The following is an 18,390-nucleotide window of genomic DNA, read 5'->3' as shown; positions in this document are numbered from 1 at the left end:
ACGATTTATTATTTTTTTAAATATTTTTTAAAAATCATAAAATTAATTTTTATAATAAAAAAATAACTAATTCCTTATATTTAGAATTCTTTAAATTATACCAATCGTTAAAAAATAATTACTTTTCACTCACATACTGCTCTCTAGAGATTAAATGCATTCCCAAGAAAGAGTATCATTGCACCAATTAAAGAATAACGAGCTCATTTTATGTCCAACTGGTTTCCAAAATGGCAGCCTTACCAAGGTGATGTTGACCATCGACCGGTCTCTACCAATGAATATCTCCCCCCAGTTCAAAGTGCCATTTTAGGCATCCAACATGCATTTGCCATGTTCGGAGCCACCGTTTTAGCACCATTACTCATGGGCTTTAATCCTAACCTTGCTATTTTAATGTCTGGTATCTGTACCATCCTGTTCTTCTTAATTACAGGTGGACGTGTTCCAAGTTATTTAGGATCGAGTTTTGCCTTTATTGGTGTTGTTGCAGCAGCTACGGGGCATATCACAGGTTCAGGGGCCAATCCAAATCTTTCAATTGCGTTAGGCGGAATCGTAGCCTGCGGTATCTTTTATGCACTCATCGGTTTTATTGTGATGCTTACTGGTACACGCTGGATTGAAAAACTCATGCCACCTGTGGTGACTGGTGCAATCGTGATGATTATTGGTCTAAACCTTGCACCTGTCACCATTAAAGGTGTTGCAGGCCAACCCTTTGAAATGTGGATGGCTTTAATTACCGTACTTTGTATGGGCAGTATTGCGGTCTTTACGCGTGGTTTATTACAACGTTTACTTCTATTAGTTGGTTTAATTTTGGCTTATGCAATTTATGCCATCACGACTAATGGGTTAGGTTTAGGTAAACCAATCGATTTTAGCCAGATCTCACAGGCTGCATGGTTCGGTATTCCAAGCTTTTCACATCCTACTTTTGATACCAAGGCTATTTTAATTATCGCGCCGGTTGCACTCATTTTAGTGGCAGAAAACTTGGGCCATATTAAAGCAGTAGGTGCAATGACTGGTGAAAACCTGACGCCACAATTAGGCAAAGCATTTGTTGCAGATGGTTTAGCGACTACACTTTCTGGTAGTGTTGGCGCACCAGGCATGACCACTTACGGTGAAAACATTGGTGTGATGGCGGTTACTCGTGTGTACTCAACGATTGTATTTGTGATTGCAGGTATCTTCGCTATTTTCTTAGGGCTATCCCCAAAATTTGGTGCTGTCATTAGCACTATTCCCAGTGCAGTCCTCACAGGTGCATCTATTGTGGTATTTGGTTTAATTACCATTGCTGGTACAAAAATCTGGATCGAAAACAAAGTTGATTTTTCTAACAATAAAAATCTGATTGTGGCTTCAGTAACCATTATTTTGGGTGCTGGTAATTTTGAATTATTGTTCGGTAATTTCAATTTAGGCGGTATTGGCACCGCAACATTTGCAGCCATTATTCTAAACTGGTTGTTTAGTTTAAAAGATAAAACTTAAATTCAAAAAGGCAGCGTAAGCTGCCTTTTTTCATTGCGATTTAGTATGATGAATTTTTGCATTTCAATACGTTCCTATCATGCGTTTTGATTTTTTTGATTTACAGCTAGTTCTTCATATTGTCTCGACTGGTAGTCTAACCAAAGGTGCTGACCGTTCTGCAATTTCACTTCAAGCAGCGAGTGAGCGTATAAAAAAACTCGAACAGTATTTTGAAACACCCTTATTTATTCGCCAAACCACAGGCGTAGAACTCACCACAGCTGGACATGCATTTGTAGAGCATGCTCGTCAGCTTTTAGCTCAAAAAGATCAACTCGAACAAGAAATGCAGCGCTTTAAGTCTTCTACAACTCAAGCATTAACACTTTGGTGTAACTCTTCTGCTCAAAGCGAATATTTGCCTCCGTTATTACCGCAATATCTGGTGCTTCATCCCGAAATGAGTATCGATTTGCACGAAGCAGAAAGTTCAGAAATTGTAGATGCATTAACCCAAGGAATTGCGAGCCTTGGCTTGGTCTCAAGCTTTTTTGATACTCGACATTTGCAAACAAAAGAATTTGCGAGTGATCCTTTAGTTTTGATTTGTCCTGCTACACATGAGTTAGCTCAATATCAAAAGCTAAATTTGGTAGAGGCTTTAAGCTATGGTTTTATTGGCCTTAAAGCCCATCACTCTTTGCAACAGTCCATTGAAACTCAAGCGAAATTAGTAGGATTTAACATACAGTACCGTTTACGCTTACCTAACTTTAGTGCAATTGCTGAGGTTGTTGCCAAAGGCGTGGGTATTGCGATTATGCCTGCCCGTGCGGCGCAGCGCTTGCAATCGGACTATGATTTTCATTCCATCCAATTACTCGGCGCATGGGCAAACCGAAAACTACTTTTGGCAACACAAAATTTCAGCCAACTGTCTAGTAGTTATAAGCAATTTGCAGATTTCCTATTAGAGCATCGCCCTTAGAAATTTGGCTTAGTGCAAAATCATATAAAGTCCTAATGACACTAAACCTATAAAAAAGATACGGCGAAATAACTGCTCATTGAGTCGATAACGAATTCTTTTACCGATCCACATTCCAACGAGTGCCGCCAACAAAGCAGCAAAAGATAAACGATAGTCCAGTGTTACTCCCGACATCGGGTTATGATGTAAAAACACTGCAAGGCAAATGGTAGAGACGGTAAATGTTAATCCCAAGGCTTGTACCAGTTCGTCACGTTTTAAATGTAAAGACTGCAAATATGGCACGATAGGAATAATAATAACGCCTGTTGCTACTGTCACTGCCCCACCAATATATCCAATAATCGGCGATAACCAGCGCTCATGTTTACCTAAGTGTGGAAGTTTCTTGACACATAATCCATAAAGCCCATATAAGGCCAACATACTTCCTAATAAAATCTCACTACTGTGCCCATGGCTTTGACTTAAAGTCGGCAAAAAGCTCCATATTGAACCAGCAACAATGCCTATAAGCAAAGTCCAGAAACGGCGAATAAAAGTCCAAACATGCCCCTCAGCAAAAAGTTGCCAGACATTGGTGACCATTGAAGGAACAATGAGTAGGGATGCTGCCTGAAAAGGACTCATTGCGATGGTAAGTAAGCCCATTGAGACCGCGGGCAATCCTAAGCCGATCATGCCTTTAATCATGCCCGCAAAGACAAATACCATCATAATAATAGCTAGAAATGTCACTGTTTATCTCCGATTCCCTACATGGTTATGCTACGGAAAAAACAGGTTTTGCCCTATTCTTGTTTTTTGGAGTAGGCCTCAATTAGAAGTTGAGGCTGTTTTATATTTTTCTTCTAAAACATTGCTAAAAATGCTTTCAATCATCCAAACCCGATACAAACTATTAAATACATAACTTTGCCCATCAATACGCAACTCTAAAACTGGTAAATCAGGCTGATGTTTATTCTTGCAAAGCGCATCATTTTGCTCCAAAACAGACGGTACATCCTGTTCGGTTAAATGCTCAATGCCAAGTTGTTGCTGTAACTGTTGGAAATGCTTCTGGAAAGATGGATCTTTTCCTTTAGTCCAAACGGCCTGCAAAATAGTAAAAATTGCATCGAGTTGCTGATTTTCTGGCACACTATAAAAAAGCTTTGCCATCTCAAGCGTACTTTCTTCTGTAGGGCGGCAAAAAGGAGTAAAAGCCACTTCAGTACGTTTAGAAACACGGGTTGCCAAGCTCCAGTCAAACCAGTCTCTGCCCCGATAACTCAGCGGATAGACTTTTAACTGAATATCATAATAGTCTGCGAGTTCTTCTTTAATATATGCAAGAAGTAACCAGCTCATTGGATCTTCTAAAGCAATAAATACATCAAGCTCAGGGTGAAGAGCCTGAATTTCATTAAGTGCTTCAGCATCATTAATCAAATGTTCACGCCATTCGATATGATTAATTAAAAAAATCGGAATACCTGTCAGTAACTTTTGTTGTTTTAAACGACGGGTTAGACGTAATAAATCATCCACTGCGTGATATTTACGTCCACCAAACTCAAAATACGCTGCCTGTACAGGCTCATCTGTAAAAATACGTTCTGGGAAGTGCTGTGGCATCTGATGCTTCACCGCCATGGCATGTAAAGTACGTAACTTTCCATATTGCTGTTGCCAAAGCATGTGAAAGATATCTTCAAGTAAATGGAAGAAGTTCTGACCTTGTAATGGGGTTCTTTTTAGTATGACAGCGGCTTGTTTTAAAGCTTCTTGGCTTGGGATTTCTGGGAACTCATCAAAAGCAAATCGATGCTGATTTGCTAAAATCTTGGCATCATTTAAACAATAATGCTGCCACTCCTCATGCGTCATGCTGTTTGGAGGTTCAGAAGCTGTATGAGAAATAATAATTTTTAAAGGTTTAAGCTCATCACTTAAAATTTCATCAAGCTGAGACAATTGCTGAACAGCCAGATAGCTATACACATCATCAAGTCGTAAATAAATACTTAAACCATTTTCCGTGGGTAACACCGCTTGACGAGAAGGCTTTTGGTAAAACCAGCTCGATCGGATAGGGTCAAACCAACGGCGTAGCAATGACATGAGTAGTGCCTCTAAAAATAAATCCTAAGCGAGATCAAAAGTTATTTTGATCATAGTGCAAGGTGAAACAGTAGTCGAGATGGAAAAATGACTACCTAAGTTCGCGCAGAAAATATGTCATGTTATTTCGCGAATTTCTGCGTAGGTGAAGATTTTATCACCATTTTATGGCAAACCCATAGAATGATCTGAAAACACCTTTTTCTACAAGCGGATTTTTTTTACCAGACATAAAAAATGCACCCTTAACATGATAACAATTCATCGTGTTAATGGGTGCATGTTTCCTACTCAATTATTAAAATTGAATATTTTATAGAACGCGTACCGCTCCTTTTGCTGCACTTGTGGTATGCATTGCATAAACTTTTAACGCTTTTGATACCTTACGTTTACGTTCTTCCTTCGGATGCCAACCTTTCGCTTCCTGAACTGTACGACGGTGTGCCAAAGTCGCATCATCAATATTCAAGTGAATGGTACGGTTTGGAATATCAATTTCGATGGTATCGCCATCTTCAACTAAACCAATTGCACCGCCTTCAGCAGCTTCTGGCGAAACGTGACCAATTGAAAGACCTGATGAACCACCAGAGAAACGACCATCTGTAACCAAGGCACAGTCTTTTCCTAAACCTTTAGATTTAAGATAGCTGGTTGGATAAAGCATTTCTTGCATGCCTGGACCACCACGTGGACCTTCGTAGCGAATAACAACAACATCGCCAGCTTTAATCTCATTGCCTAAAATTGCTTCTACAGCTGCATCTTGGCTCTCAAAAACGCGTGCTGTACCAGTGAATTTTAAAATAGATTCATCTACACCCGCAGTTTTTACGATACAACCATCAAGTGCGATGTTGCCGTATAAAACAGCTAAACCACCATCTTTAGAAAATGCATGTTCTGCATTACGAATTACGCCCTTTTCACGGTCGCCATCTAAAGTTGAGTAGTAACGGTTTTGTGAGAATGCAACTTGAGTCGGAACACCACCCGGAGATGAACGATAGAACTCATAAACCTCTGCATTTTCAGTACGGATAATATCCCACTTATCTAACGCATCTTTTAATGTTTTCTCATGTACAGTTGGTACAGATACATCAAGTAGATTCGCACGATCAAGCTCGCCTAAAATGGCCATGATACCGCCTGCACGATGTACATCTTCCATATGTACGTCTTGTTTTGCTGGCGCTACTTTTGAAAGTACTGGTACTCGACGTGACAATTCATCAATATCGTCCATTGTAAAATCAACTTCAGCTTCATTTGCCGCAGCTAATAAATGAAGAACTGTATTGGTTGAACCGCCCATTGCAATATCAAGTGTCATCGCATTTTTAAAGGCAGCTTTAGTGGCAATTGAACGAGGCAAAATACTTGCATCTTCTTGTTCGTAATAGCGCTTAGCCAATTCAACAATAAGCTGACCTGCTTTTAAGAATAATTTTTTACGGTTTGCATGCGTTGCAACGATAGAACCATTGCCCGGTAAAGATAAACCTAAAGCTTCGGTTAAACAGTTCATTGAGTTTGCAGTAAACATACCTGAACATGAACCACAAGTTGGGCATGCTGAACGTTCAAACTCTGCAACTTCTTCGTCGGTGTAACTATCATCAGCAGCAACAACCATCGCATCTACAAGGTCAATGGCCTTTTCATCACCACGGAATTTAACCTTACCTGCTTCCATTGGTCCGCCAGACACAAACACCACAGGAATATTTAGACGCATCGCAGCCATCAACATTCCCGGAGTAATTTTGTCACAGTTCGAAATACATACCATCGCATCGGCGCAATGAGCATTCACCATATATTCAACTGAATCCGCAATTAAATCACGTGATGGTAATGAATAAAGCATGCCGTCATGCCCCATCGCGATACCATCATCCACCGCAATTGTATTGAACTCTTTAGCAACACCACCTGCTGCCTGAATTTCTGCTGCGACAAGCTGCCCTAAATCTTTTAGATGGACATGGCCCGGAACAAATTGAGTAAATGAATTGACCACTGCAATAATTGGTTTGCCGAAATCTTCATCTTTCATTCCTGTTGCACGCCATAAGCCACGTGCGCCAGCCATATTTCTTCCGTGTGTCGATGTTTTTGAACGATAGTCAGGCATTTGTATTTCCAACAAGTTGTGCTTGAGTGAAATGACTTCCACTCTGGCTGAATGATACTGATATAGCGTTAGATCAGTCGGAATATTGACTCATCATCATAATTTGATCATTCTCCATTCTATAGAAGCAAATAATATAGGGAAAGCCAAGAACGATAATACTCAGTCAATATTTAGCAAAACTTACATGAATAATTTTTTATTTTTTTATAACCTTTTTTTATCAATAAAATTTTTTCAATAATTTTTTGTTCACTATTTAAAAACTAAAATGCTCAATCGCCATGAGTTTAGGGCTTCAAACGTTTTTCACGTATACTACTCATAAACTCTTTTTGGATTGCATTTGTGAAAATTATTTTTGCTGGCACCCCCGAATTTGCTGCAACAGCATTGGCGGCTTTATTAAAAACTTCCCATGAAATTATCGCGGTTTATACTCAACCAGACCGTAAAGCAGGCCGTGGACAAAAACTAACACCGTCTCCTGTCAAACAGCTTGCACTGGAACATAATATTCCTGTTTATCAACCGCTTCACTTCAAAGCTTCAACTGAAGAAGGCTTGGCTGCTCAACAAGAACTGGCTGCTTTAGGCGCTGATGTCATGGTGGTTGCAGCATATGGTTTAATTCTTCCACAAGCTGTGCTCGATACACCTAAATATGGCTGTTTAAATATTCACGGCTCGCTATTACCACGTTGGCGTGGTGCAGCGCCAATTCAACGCGCGATTGCAACAGGTGATGAAGAAACCGGCATTACCATCATGCAAATGGCGGCAGGTTTAGATACAGGCGATATGATGTATAAAACCTATTGTCCGATCACTACCGAAGATACTTCTGCGACTTTACATGACAAGTTAGCAGCACAAGGAGCAACAGCAATTTGTGCGGTACTCGAGTCAGAAGAAACTCTGCAAAAATATTTGGCAGAACGCGAAGTCCAAGACGAAAGCTTAACGGTCTATGCTCATAAACTCGTGAAGTCAGAAGCTCGTATTGATTGGTCTATGAATGCAGTTCAAGTAGATCGCAATATCCGTGCATTCAACCCTTGGCCAGTCGCTTTTGTTCAACTTGATGAAAATAATGCACTGCGTGTTTGGAATTCTCTAGTTTCTAGCCAAAGCAAAGCACATGCTCAAGCTGGTGAAATTATTGCAATTGATAAACAAGGCGTACATGTTGCTTGCGGTGAAAATACATTTATTTGTCTAACGAGCGTACAGTGGCCAGGTGGTAAAGCATTAAATGCTCAACAAATTGCACAAACTCAAAAACTTCATGTAGGACAGATTCTGCCATGAGTCAGGTTACTTCAAACTCATCACGTTTTAACCTGCGCGCTCAAGTCGTCCAAACGTTACTCAAAGTTCAGCAGGGCCAATCATTGGCTAGTATTTTAAATACACAGCTGAATCAAGTCGCAGAGCGTGATCGTGCGTTATTTCATGAACTTGTTCTAGGTACTTTACGCCAATGGTTCGCACTTAAGTCAATTAGTCTGCCTTTGCTCAGCAAACCTTTAAACAATGAGACAGTAGAAACTTGTTTATACGTTGGTCTTTATCAAGTTTTATGCACGCGTATTGCAGCGCACGCTGCCATCTCAGAAACAGTAGATGCGACTAAACAACTTGGTTTCCCTGCACTCAGCGGTATTGTGAATGCAATTTTGCGCCGAGCAACTCGCGAAACTGAGGACTTTCAACAAGGTTTACAGCAAGCCCATGGCTTACCAAGTTGGCTTTTTAAGCGTTTAAAAAAGGATTGGGGAGAACAAACAGAAGCTCTCTGCCAATCGTTAAAGCAAGCCGCACCTTTGACTTTACGAGTAAACCAACGCCATATTGGTCGCGATGCTTATTTAGCAAAACTACAAAGTTTAGATATTCAGGCACGTGCGTGTACTCTATCTGACGCGGGTATTATTCTTGAACAATCTGTACAAATCACACAGTTACCGGGTTTTGAACAGGGCTGGTTTTCTGTACAAGATGAACATGCACAGCTATGTGCAACCTTATTGCCTGATTTAAACAATAAAACAGTTATTGATGCGTGTGCGGCTCCAGGTGGAAAAACGGCTCATTTGCTTGAAAAATTTAAACCAGCCCAGTTAATCGCCATTGATCAGGATCCAAGTCGTTTAGTCCGTGTAACTGAAAACCTAAACCGACTAGCACTAGATCAAAGCCATACTGAAATTCTGGCAGCCGATGCAACCAAGTGGACTCCAGCCCAACCTGTGGATTGTATCGTGCTTGATGCACCTTGTTCTGCGACAGGTGTAATTCGACGTCATCCTGACATACGTCTATTGCGCCAATCTAGTGACATAGCCCAAACCATTGAGCTACAAAAGCAGATCTTAGAGCACATGTGGCAGCAACTTAAAGTTGGAGGCACCCTGCTTTACATCACCTGTTCAATTTTAAAAGCTGAAAATGAACAGCAGATGACTAGCTTCTTTGCAAAGCATACCGATGTAAAAGAAGTAAAAATTGAAGCAGATTGGGGAATTGAACAAACTCATGGTAGACAACTGTTGCCAGAAGCACAATCTGGTGATGGTTTCTATTATTGTAAAATTCAAAAAATTGCATAAAAAAAGCAGGCTTTTAAGCCTGCTTTTTTACTAGATCAGTATTAAAGAGTGTGCTGGTCTTTGACTTCTTCTAAGACTTCATCTAACTCTTCAGGATGTCTTGATAAATGTAAAATGGATAAAGCTAGTCCACCCCATACAAATACCATTGAAATTATCATCATCACGATTGCCGAAGTATTCATTATTTTATCCTCCTAGCGATCTTTCATTTTACTTAACACGATAGCAACGACTGCACAGAAAATAACACTGCCCCAGCCAAATACACCTTGTAAGCTCATACTATAAGTATCATAGCCATTTTTGATCAAATTAAAAACAGTCATAGTGAGTGTTGTTAATAGGATAAAAGTAGTAATCACGGTTAAGGTGAAATCCCATCCCTTACCCAATTGAATGGTTGAGATACGATTGACATGATCACGAAGCTCTCTAAGAGCTGAGCGCTTAAACCAAGCTACGCTAATAATTGATATCAATGCTCCCCCAATAATGCCAATGTTATTGATAAAATGGTCGACAATATCAACGAGCTTAATTGCATTTACACTTGAGAATAAAATAATTGAGACTAGAGCACTACCACCACCAATAATGGTTACCGCTTTCTTACGACTCCACTTCAACTTATCTTGCATCGCTGCAATAGGTACTTCCAAAATACTAACCATTGAAGAAATACCAGCTACAAATAATGAAGAGAAGAATAAAAGGCCGAATAGATCAGCACCAGAACCTAAACTTGAAATAATTTTAGGGAAGGCAATAAATGCGAGACCAATACCACCACTCACCACATCTTTAACTTCAGTACCTGCAGCATGTGCCATAAAGCCAAGCGCTGCAAAAATACCGATACCCGCTAAAATCTCTGTCGATGCATTCGCAAATCCAACAATAAGACCTGAGCCAGTTAAATTGGTTTTTGGTTTTAAGTAAGATGCATAGGTCACCATAATCCCGAAACCAACAGAGAGTGAGAAGAAAGTATGACCATAGGCTGCTAACCAAACTTTATAGTCCATCATGGCAGACCAGTTTGGAGTAAAGAAAGCATTTAAACCTTGTACTGCACCCGGTAAACGTAATGACTGAATCACTAAAATCGTAAATAAGATGAATAATAAAGGCATGAAAATCTTATTAGATAATTCAACACCTTTTTTCACTCCACCATATAAAATGATTAAAGTCAGTGCCCAAATTCCAACAATTGGCCAGAATAAATGGCCTACAAACTGCAAATCAAAGCCAGTCGCTTTTGTGGTTTGTAAATAGGTATTGAAGAAGAAGCCTTCCGGGTCACTTCCCCACATTTGGCCAATAGAAAAATAAATGTAGCTACCAGCCCAAGTCAGAACACTTGCGTAATACAAACCAATAATGATACAGACGCAAACCTGCCACCATCCTAGAGTTTCTCCGCCTTTAAACAAAGCTCTATACGCTTTAGGAGGCGATCCTGTACTACGATGCCCTACTGCATAATCAAAAAATAGTAATGGAAACCCTGCCGTAATAAGTGCAAGTAAGTAAGGAATAAGGAACGCACCACCACCATTTTCATAAGCAACGTAGGGGAAACGCCAAATATTACCTAAACCAACAGCCGAACCAACGGCTGCGATAATAAAACCAGATCGTGACGTCCAGTTTTCACGAGAATCTGTCATAGAACACCTAATGTTAAAAGATTACTTATTTTTACTGCTTTTGTTGATTGTTATTCCGCACGCAAAAAAAGAACCAAAGAATACTTTTGTGTTTGATAGAGAATAAAAGGCACCTTTTGAGTATTTTTATTTTCATGTCAAACAAGCAAAAATAGAAAATTCTTCCTTAAAGATTTTTGTCCATTTTTTGCCCCTATATAGTTGAACAATACCCGTTTTTATTTATTTTTACTGTAATTTCCGTCTGAAATTTTACGTTTTTTAGAGATTTTGATTTAGATTGGTTATTTTTTAGCTAATATTCATGTTCTAAAACATATTATTAGAGAATATAAGCAATGATATTTTCTACCATTTAAATTATTTTCTACTTTATAAAGTAGATATATCAACCAATTTTAGATGAGTAAAATCACAGAATCTTACCGACGTATTACACAAAATTTATACTAAAATTTTTCCTAACAAGCTCCACTTAAAATCTATATTTTAATAATAAAATCAAAAACATAAATTAATAAAAATAATTATAATTCTAAAAGTTTTATATTCACCATTTTTCATCAATGCATAACTTCTCAGATGTCTATATCATGCGCTCAAAGATTTCTTTTCTTAGGATATGATGATGAAGATATTAAAAATGTCTTTTTTGACACTCGGGATGAGTCTTAGCGGATTTGCTCAAGCGGATTTTATAGGAGTTAAAGGGGACGTGGGCTATTGGTTTTACGATGGTAAAGCAAACATGTCTACACAATTGCCAGATGACCAAGACTTAGATCGAAAAGGCAGTGCACAACTTTCATTAGCATTCGAGCACCCAATCCCATTTATTCCAAATGCAAAAATTCGTTACGTTAATCTAGATACTCAAACTAAATCAGAGACCTTAGGTCAAGCTAACTATAAGATTAATTTAGATCATAGTGATTTTATTCTTTATTATGAATTACTAGATAATATTGTGAGTGTGGATGCGGGTCTGGGTGCAACCGTATTAAATGGTGATATCACCGCCTATACAGGTAAACGTGTAGATATTGATAAAACATATCCTATTGCTTATTTGTCGGGAGAAGTAAAACTTCCATTCACAGGTTTAAGTGCTAAAGGTGAAGCAACTTATACAAACTTTAATGATGCAAAAATCACAGATGCATTGGCAGAAGTAAAGTATAAATTTGTCGATAATTTAGTAGTCGATTTAGGCCTTAAAGCAGGCTATCGCGTACTTAATATTGACTTAGATGATTATGATAACAATGACCTTAAATTTGAGTTTAAAGGCCCTTATGTTGGCTTAGAAGCACATTTTTAGACTCAATGAGGGTGAGAGAAATATCCTTTCACCCTATTTTTTTATAATTAGAAATTACCGTCTCAATTCGACTTAAAATTTGTGGCCAACCTTTTCTCATACCCATAAAAGCTTGTTGTCCCACAGAAGAATTCTCATTAAATCCCGAATGTTTAAGCTGCAAAAGTGTGCCCTCTCCTTGAGGAATTAATTGCCATCTTAGAGTTGTATCAAGTACACCAATTGCAAAGTCATATTCAAATAAAATTTCTTTATCAGCCACCTTAACTAGGCAATGTTGTACTCCAAAACTACCCATATCTAAAGTAAATTGATGACCAGCTTTAGGCTGAATATCTCCTTTAACCCACCATTGTTGAATGAGTTCAGGTGTGGTCAATGCTTCCCATACTTTCTTAGGTGGATATGGAATATATTGAGATAACTCAATTGCCTTCATCATTTTGTATTTTTCCATATTTTATCGAATTTATATTATTCTTGAAGTAATCATATGACAAATAAAAAAACACCCCAATCTCTTTTGAGATTGGGGTGTTTAGAATAATGAGCTGGCGATGACTTACTCTCACATGGGTAACCCCACACTACCATCAGCGCTAAGAGGTTTCACTTCTGAGTTCGGGAAGGGATCAGGTGGTTCACTCTTGCTATGGTCGCCAGCACAACTGTTTATGGATACTTGCTTTGGTCTTATTGACTGCCGAAGTGTTTTCCAAATCTTTACAGATTGGGCTGATTGAATCTGATTGTGTTCATTTTATCTAGTGGAATAACTAAATCAAGTTTGTTTGTAGATTTATGAATCGATTGATGCTTTGTATACAACTGCTTGGGTGTTGTATAGTCAAGCCTCACGAGCAATTAGTATTGGTCAGCTTCACATATCACTATGCTTCCACATCCAACCTATCAACGTCCTAGTCTCGAACGGCTCTTTAGAGGAATAAATTCCTAGGGAAATCTTATCTTGAGGTAGGCTTCCCGCTTAGATGCTTTCAGCGGTTATCCCTTCCGAACATAGCTACCCGGCGATGCGACTGGCGTCACAACCGGTACACCAGAGGTTCGTCCACTCTGGTCCTCTCGTACTAGGAGCAGATCCTCTCAAATTTCCAGCGCCCACGGTAGATAGGGACCGAACTGTCTCACGACGTTCTAAACCCAGCTCGCGTACCTCTTTAAATGGCGAACAGCCATACCCTTGGGACCTGCTTCAGCCCCAGGATGAGATGAGCCGACATCGAGGTGCCAAACACCGCCGTCGATATGAACTCTTGGGCGGTATCAGCCTGTTATCCCCAGAGTACCTTTTATCCGTTGAGCGATGGCCCTTCCATACAGAACCACCGGATCACTAAGACCTACTTTCGTACCTGCTCGACTTGTGGGTCTCGCAGTTAAGCGCGCTTTTGCCTTTATACTCTACGCGTGATTTCCGACCACGCTGAGCGCACCTTCGTACTCCTCCGTTACTCTTTAGGAGGAGACCGCCCCAGTCAAACTACCCACCAGACACGGTCCTCGTCCCGGATAACGGGACAGAGTTAGAACCTCAACATTACCAGGGTGGTATTTCAAGGACGGCTCCATTGGAACTAGCGTTCCAACTTCAAAGCCTCCCACCTATCCTACACAAGTAAGGTCAAAGTTCAGTGTCAAGCTGCAGTAAAGGTTCACGGGGTCTTTCCGTCTAGCCGCGGGTACACTGCATCTTCACAGCGATTTCGATTTCACTGAGCCTCTGCTGGAGACAGCGCCGCCATCATTATGCCATTCGTGCAGGTCGGAACTTACCCGACAAGGAATTTCGCTACCTTAGGACCGTTATAGTTACGGCCGCCGTTTACTGGGGCTTCGATCAAGAGCTTCGCTTACGCTAACCCCATCAATTAACCTTCCAGCACCGGGCAGGCATCACACCCTATACGTCCACTTTCGTGTTTGCAGAGTGCTATGTTTTTAATAAACAGTTGCAGCGGCCTGGTTTCTGCGGCTGTCATCAGCTCAGGAAGCAAGTTCCATCACCAACAACAGCGTACCTTCTCCCGAAGTTACGGTACCATTTTGCCTAGTTCCTTCAGCAGAGTTCTCTCAAGCGCCTTGGTCTACTCGACCTGACCACCTGTGTCGGTTTCGGGTACGATTCCTGTGTAACTGAAGCTTAGAGACTTTTCCTGGAAGCATGGTATCAGCCACTTCGCTGTACAAGTACAGCTTGCTATCGGATCTCAGTATAGAGTACCCCGGATTTGCCTAAGATACATACCTACATCCTTCCACCTGGACAACCAACGCCAGGCTGACTTAACCTTCTCCGTCCTCTCATCGCATTACACAGAAGTATTGGAATATTAACCAATTTCCCATCGACTACGCCTTTCGGCCTCGCCTTAGGGGTCGACTCACCCAGCCCCGATTAACGTTGGACTGGAACCCTTGGTCTTTCGGCGAACGGGTTTTTCACCCGTTTTGTCGTTACTCACGTCAGCATTCGCACTTCTGATACCTCCAGCATACTTCTCAATACACCTTCATCGGCTTACAGAACGCTCCCCTACCACTTGACTAATGTCAAATCCGCAGCTTCGGCACATAGTTTTAGCCCCGTTACATCTTCCGCGCAGGCCGACTCGACTAGTGAGCTATTACGCTTTCTTTAAAGGGTGGCTGCTTCTAAGCCAACCTCCTAGCTGTCTATGCCTTCCCACATCGTTTCCCACTTAACTATGATTTTGGGGCCTTAGCTGGCGGTCTGGATTGTTTTCCTCTTGACTACGGACGTTAGCACCCGCAGTCTGTCTCCCGGATAGTACTCATAGGTATTCGGAGTTTGCATCGGTTTGGTAAGTCGGGATGACCCCCTAGCCGAAACAGTGCTCTACCCCCTATGGTATTCGTCCGAGGCGCTACCTAAATAGCTTTCGGGGAGAACCAGCTATCACCAGGCTTGATTAGCCTTTCACCCCTATCCACAAGTCATCCCCTGGCTTTTCAACGACAGTGGGTTCGGTCCTCCAGTTAGTGTTACCCAACCTTCAACCTGCTCATGGATAGATCGCCTGGTTTCGGGTCTATACCCAGCAACTAAACGCCCTATTAAGACTCGATTTCTCTACGGCTCCCCTATACGGTTAACCTCGCTACTGAATATAAGTCGCTGACCCATTATACAAAAGGTACGCAGTCACACCACGAAGGTGCTCCCACTGCTTGTATGCATGCGGTTTCAGGATCTATTTCACTCCCCTCACAGGGGTTCTTTTCGCCTTTCCCTCACGGTACTGGTTCACTATCGGTCAGTCAGGAGTATTTAGCCTTGGAGGATGGTCCCCCCATATTCAGACAAGGTTTCACGTGCCTCGCCCTACTCGTCATCATTATGTGTGCCCTTTCGTGTACGGGAATATCACCCTCTACGTTCGCACTTCCCAGAGCGTTCCACTAAAACACACATAACTTAATGGGCTGATCCCCGTTCGCTCGCCGCTACTGAGGGAATCTCAATTGATTTCTTTTCCTAAGGGTACTGAGATGTTTCACTTCCCCTCGTTCGCCTTGCAACACTATGTATTCATGTTGCAATACCTACCTTAAAGTAGGTGGGTTTCCCCATTCAGACATCTCCGGATCAAAGGATATTTGCCGCCTCCCCGGAGCTTTTCGCAGGCTATCACGTCTTTCATCGCCTCTGACTGCCAAGGCATCCACCACATGCACTTAATTACTTGACTATACAACCCCAAACAGTCGACGTTACCTACAAGTTAGTAACTTCAACATTTTAGTTTAGAGCACTGTGTATTTAAACACTGTACAGCTTCAATCTAAATTCATATACCAAAACGCTTGATTCAGTTAATTTGCTAGTTCTCAATTCATTCAGATTAATTGCTTAATCTAAACTCTTGAGTGAACAATTTATTTCAGACTCAATTTTGCCAATCTGTTAATGAATAAACATGCCTTCGTCAGGTCATGCTTAATACCGTGATACTTAAATCACAGAAGTTAATAAACCAAGATCGAAATCTCTATTTACTAATTTCTGTAATCCGAACTTATCTTAAGTTCTGGTGGAGACTAGGAGAGTCGAACTCCTGACCTCCTGCGTGCAAAGCAGGCGCTCTACCAACTAAGCTAAGTCCCCAGCTTACATCATCAGTCATGTATCTTTTATCTATAACTTTAACCAGTCAAAGTCATGGTGGGTCTGACAAGACTTGAACTTGTGACCCCACGCTTATCAAGCGTGTGCTCTAACCAACTGAGCTACAGACCCTCAGATACATCTATGAAGAACAACTTGTTGTGGATTCTTACCAATCGTCAATCTTTCGTTAAGGAGGTGATCCAGCCGCAGGTTCCCCTACGGCTACCTTGTTACGACTTCACCCCAGTCATCGGCCACACCGTGGTAACCGCCCTCTTTGCAGTTAGGCTAGCTACTTCTGGTGCAACAAACTCCCATGGTGTGACGGGCGGTGTGTACAAGGCCCGGGAACGTATTCACCGCGGCATTCTGATCCGCGATTACTAGCGATTCCGACTTCATGGAGTCGAGTTGCAGACTCCAATCCGGACTACGATCGGCTTTTTGAGATTAGCATCACATCGCTGTGTAGCAACCCTTTGTACCGACCATTGTAGCACGTGTGTAGCCCTGGCCGTAAGGGCCATGATGACTTGACGTCGTCCCCGCCTTCCTCCAGTTTGTCACTGGCAGTATCCTTAAAGTTCCCGACATTACTCGCTGGCAAATAAGGAAAAGGGTTGCGCTCGTTGCGGGACTTAACCCAACATCTCACGACACGAGCTGACGACAGCCATGCAGCACCTGTATGTAAGTTCCCGAAGGCACCAATCCATCTCTGGAAAGTTCTTACTATGTCAAGGCCAGGTAAGGTTCTTCGCGTTGCATCGAATTAAACCACATGCTCCACCGCTTGTGCGGGCCCCCGTCAATTCATTTGAGTTTTAGTCTTGCGACCGTACTCCCCAGGCGGTCTACTTATCGCGTTAGCTGCGCCACTAAAGCCTCAAAGGCCCCAACGGCTAGTAGACATCGTTTACGGCATGGACTACCAGGGTATCTAATCCTGTTTGCTCCCCATGCTTTCGCACCTCAGCGTCAGTGTTAGGCCAGATGGCTGCCTTCGCCATCGGTATTCCTCCAGATCTCTACGCATTTCACCGCTACACCTGGAATTCTACCATCCTCTCCCACACTCTAGCTAACCAGTATCGAATGCAATTCCCAAGTTAAGCTCGGGGATTTCACATTTGACTTAATTAGCCGCCTACGCGCGCTTTACGCCCAGTAAATCCGATTAACGCTTGCACCCTCTGTATTACCGCGGCTGCTGGCACAGAGTTAGCCGGTGCTTATTCTGCGAGTAACGTCCACTATCTCTAGGTATTATCTAAAGTAGCCTCCTCCTCGCTTAAAGTGCTTTACAACCATAAGGCCTTCTTCACACACGCGGCATGGCTGGATCAGGCTTGCGCCCATTGTCCAATATTCCCCACTGCTGCCTCCCGTAGGAGTCTGGGCCGTGTCTCAGTCCCAGTGTGGCGGATCATCCTCTCAGACCCGCTACAGATCGTCGCCTTGGTAGGCCTTTACCCCACCAACTAGCTAATCCGACTTAGGCTCATCTATTAGCGCAAGGTCCGAAGATCCCCTGCTTTCTCCCGTAGGACGTATGCGGTATTAGCATCCCTTTCGAGATGTTGTCCCCCACTAATAGGCAGATTCCTAAGCATTACTCACCCGTCCGCCGCTAGGTCCAGTAGCAAGCTACCTTTCCCCGCTCGACTTGCATGTGTTAAGCCTGCCGCCAGCGTTCAATCTGAGCCATGATCAAACTCTTCAGTTAAAATCATTTTGCACCTTATTTATAGACAAGGTGCCAATTCTGGCTCATCAATTACTGACTTAAATTTCGCTCAAATAAACTTCGAGTAATTTAAACCAATCAATCAATGAAAATTATTTCGATTAATCAATCAGTAAAAATCCACACAAGTTGTTCTTCAATTCTCTTAATGAT

Annotated in this window: 11 protein-coding genes, 2 tRNA genes and 3 rRNA genes; 5 read left to right on the top strand and 11 right to left on the bottom strand. The window is 41.8% G+C overall.

Annotated features, from left to right (window positions below):
• Positions 1-210: 210 nt before the first annotated feature.
• Entirely contained in the window at positions 211-1,506 is a 1,296-nt protein-coding gene (locus J671_RS14975; RefSeq protein WP_004885072.1) for a solute carrier family 23 protein, read from the top strand.
• Between the two features lie 79 nt (positions 1,507-1,585).
• Positions 1,586-2,476 (top strand): LysR family transcriptional regulator, encoded by an 891-nt coding sequence (locus J671_RS14970; protein WP_004885075.1) that lies wholly within the window; start codon positions 1,586-1,588, stop codon positions 2,474-2,476.
• Between the two features lie 9 nt (positions 2,477-2,485).
• Here J671_RS14970 and J671_RS14965 read toward each other — a convergent pair whose 3' ends face one another.
• The 3 genes from J671_RS14965 to ilvD all read right to left on the bottom strand — a co-directional run bounded on the left by J671_RS14965 (position 2,486) and on the right by ilvD (position 6,728).
• Positions 2,486-3,217 carry a sulfite exporter TauE/SafE family protein gene (locus tag J671_RS14965; RefSeq protein WP_004885077.1) on the bottom strand — a complete coding sequence of 244 codons (732 nt, stop codon included), beginning with the start codon at positions 3,215-3,217 and terminating at the stop codon, positions 2,486-2,488.
• A gap of 78 nt (positions 3,218-3,295) precedes the next feature.
• Positions 3,296-4,585, bottom strand: coding sequence for a hypothetical protein (locus J671_RS14960; RefSeq protein WP_004885079.1), 1,290 nt, complete (start codon positions 4,583-4,585; stop codon positions 3,296-3,298).
• A gap of 313 nt (positions 4,586-4,898) precedes the next feature.
• On the bottom strand, positions 4,899-6,728 hold the full coding sequence (ilvD, locus tag J671_RS14955) for a dihydroxy-acid dehydratase (protein WP_004885081.1): 1,830 nt from the start codon (positions 6,726-6,728) through the stop codon (positions 4,899-4,901).
• A 348-nt stretch (positions 6,729-7,076) separates the two neighbouring features.
• Here ilvD and fmt point away from each other — a divergent pair, with 348 nt between their 5' ends.
• Together fmt and rsmB are read left to right on the top strand one after the other, a co-directional pair.
• A complete protein-coding gene (gene fmt, locus J671_RS14950) occupies positions 7,077-8,039 on the top strand; it encodes a methionyl-tRNA formyltransferase (RefSeq protein WP_004885083.1) in 963 nt (320 codons plus the stop codon).
• A complete protein-coding gene (rsmB, locus tag J671_RS14945; RefSeq protein WP_004885085.1) occupies positions 8,036-9,340 on the top strand; it encodes a 16S rRNA (cytosine(967)-C(5))-methyltransferase RsmB in 1,305 nt (434 codons plus the stop codon). Before fmt ends, rsmB begins: the two co-directional genes overlap by 4 nt.
• A 41-nt stretch (positions 9,341-9,381) precedes the next feature.
• Here the strand turns inward: rsmB and J671_RS14940 are convergent, their stop codons facing one another.
• On the bottom strand, positions 9,382-9,525 hold the full coding sequence (locus tag J671_RS14940) for a methionine/alanine import family NSS transporter small subunit (RefSeq protein WP_002053803.1): 144 nt from the start codon (positions 9,523-9,525) through the stop codon (positions 9,382-9,384).
• Between the two features lie 12 nt (positions 9,526-9,537).
• Complete coding sequence (locus tag J671_RS14935) at positions 9,538-11,016, bottom strand: sodium-dependent transporter (RefSeq protein ID WP_031982745.1); 1,479 nt, start codon at positions 11,014-11,016, stop codon at positions 9,538-9,540.
• 628 nt (positions 11,017-11,644) lie between these two features.
• Here J671_RS14935 and J671_RS14930 point away from each other — a divergent pair.
• Positions 11,645-12,337: a TIGR04219 family outer membrane beta-barrel protein gene (locus J671_RS14930; RefSeq protein ID WP_004711287.1), complete on the top strand. Its 693-nt coding sequence runs from the start codon at positions 11,645-11,647 to the stop codon at positions 12,335-12,337.
• Positions 12,338-12,365: 28 nt separating this feature from the next.
• On the opposite strand, the gene J671_RS14925 is transcribed toward J671_RS14930, so the two are convergent.
• The 6 genes from J671_RS14925 to J671_RS14900 form a co-directional block, all read right to left on the bottom strand.
• On the bottom strand, positions 12,366-12,779 hold the full coding sequence (locus J671_RS14925; RefSeq protein ID WP_004885088.1) for an SRPBCC family protein: 414 nt from the start codon (positions 12,777-12,779) through the stop codon (positions 12,366-12,368).
• Positions 12,780-12,886: 107 nt separating this feature from the next.
• Positions 12,887-13,001 (bottom strand): 5S ribosomal RNA (gene rrf, locus J671_RS14920).
• 179 nt (positions 13,002-13,180) lie between these two features.
• Positions 13,181-16,071, bottom strand: a 23S ribosomal RNA gene (locus J671_RS14915).
• 340 nt (positions 16,072-16,411) lie between these two features.
• Positions 16,412-16,487: transfer RNA gene (locus J671_RS14910), tRNA-Ala, on the bottom strand.
• Between the two features lie 55 nt (positions 16,488-16,542).
• Positions 16,543-16,619 (bottom strand) — tRNA-Ile (locus tag J671_RS14905).
• Positions 16,620-16,678: 59 nt separating this feature from the next.
• Positions 16,679-18,216, bottom strand: a 16S ribosomal RNA gene (locus tag J671_RS14900).
• The 16S, 23S and 5S rRNA genes sit together here with 2 tRNA genes alongside, the layout of an rRNA operon.
• Between the last annotated feature and the right edge of the window lie 174 nt (positions 18,217-18,390).

Source organism: Acinetobacter sp. 1130196 (genome assembly GCF_000588095.1).
GTDB classification, from domain to species: Bacteria; Pseudomonadota; Gammaproteobacteria; order Pseudomonadales; family Moraxellaceae; genus Acinetobacter; species Acinetobacter nosocomialis.
The sequence above is the reverse complement of the archived record's forward strand: the minus strand, read 5'-3'. Positions and strand labels throughout refer to the sequence as shown.

Excerpts from the sequence above, each read along its gene's own strand:
- J671_RS14975 (WP_004885072.1), top strand. The coding sequence starts at position 211 with ATGTCCAACTGGTTTCCAAAATGGCAGCCTTACCAAGGTGATGTTGAC.
- J671_RS14970 (WP_004885075.1), top strand. The coding sequence starts at position 1,586 with ATGCGTTTTGATTTTTTTGATTTACAGCTAGTTCTTCATATTGTCTCG.
- J671_RS14960 (WP_004885079.1), bottom strand. The coding sequence starts at position 4,585 with ATGTCATTGCTACGCCGTTGGTTTGACCCTATCCGATCGAGCTGGTTT.
- ilvD (WP_004885081.1), bottom strand. The coding sequence starts at position 6,728 with ATGCCTGACTATCGTTCAAAAACATCGACACACGGAAGAAATATGGCT.
- rsmB (WP_004885085.1), top strand. The coding sequence starts at position 8,036 with ATGAGTCAGGTTACTTCAAACTCATCACGTTTTAACCTGCGCGCTCAA.
- J671_RS14940 (WP_002053803.1), bottom strand. The coding sequence starts at position 9,525 with ATGAATACTTCGGCAATCGTGATGATGATAATTTCAATGGTATTTGTA.
- J671_RS14935 (WP_031982745.1), bottom strand. The coding sequence starts at position 11,016 with ATGACAGATTCTCGTGAAAACTGGACGTCACGATCTGGTTTTATTATC.
- J671_RS14930 (WP_004711287.1), top strand. The coding sequence starts at position 11,645 with ATGAAGATATTAAAAATGTCTTTTTTGACACTCGGGATGAGTCTTAGC.
- J671_RS14925 (WP_004885088.1), bottom strand. The coding sequence starts at position 12,779 with ATGATGAAGGCAATTGAGTTATCTCAATATATTCCATATCCACCTAAG.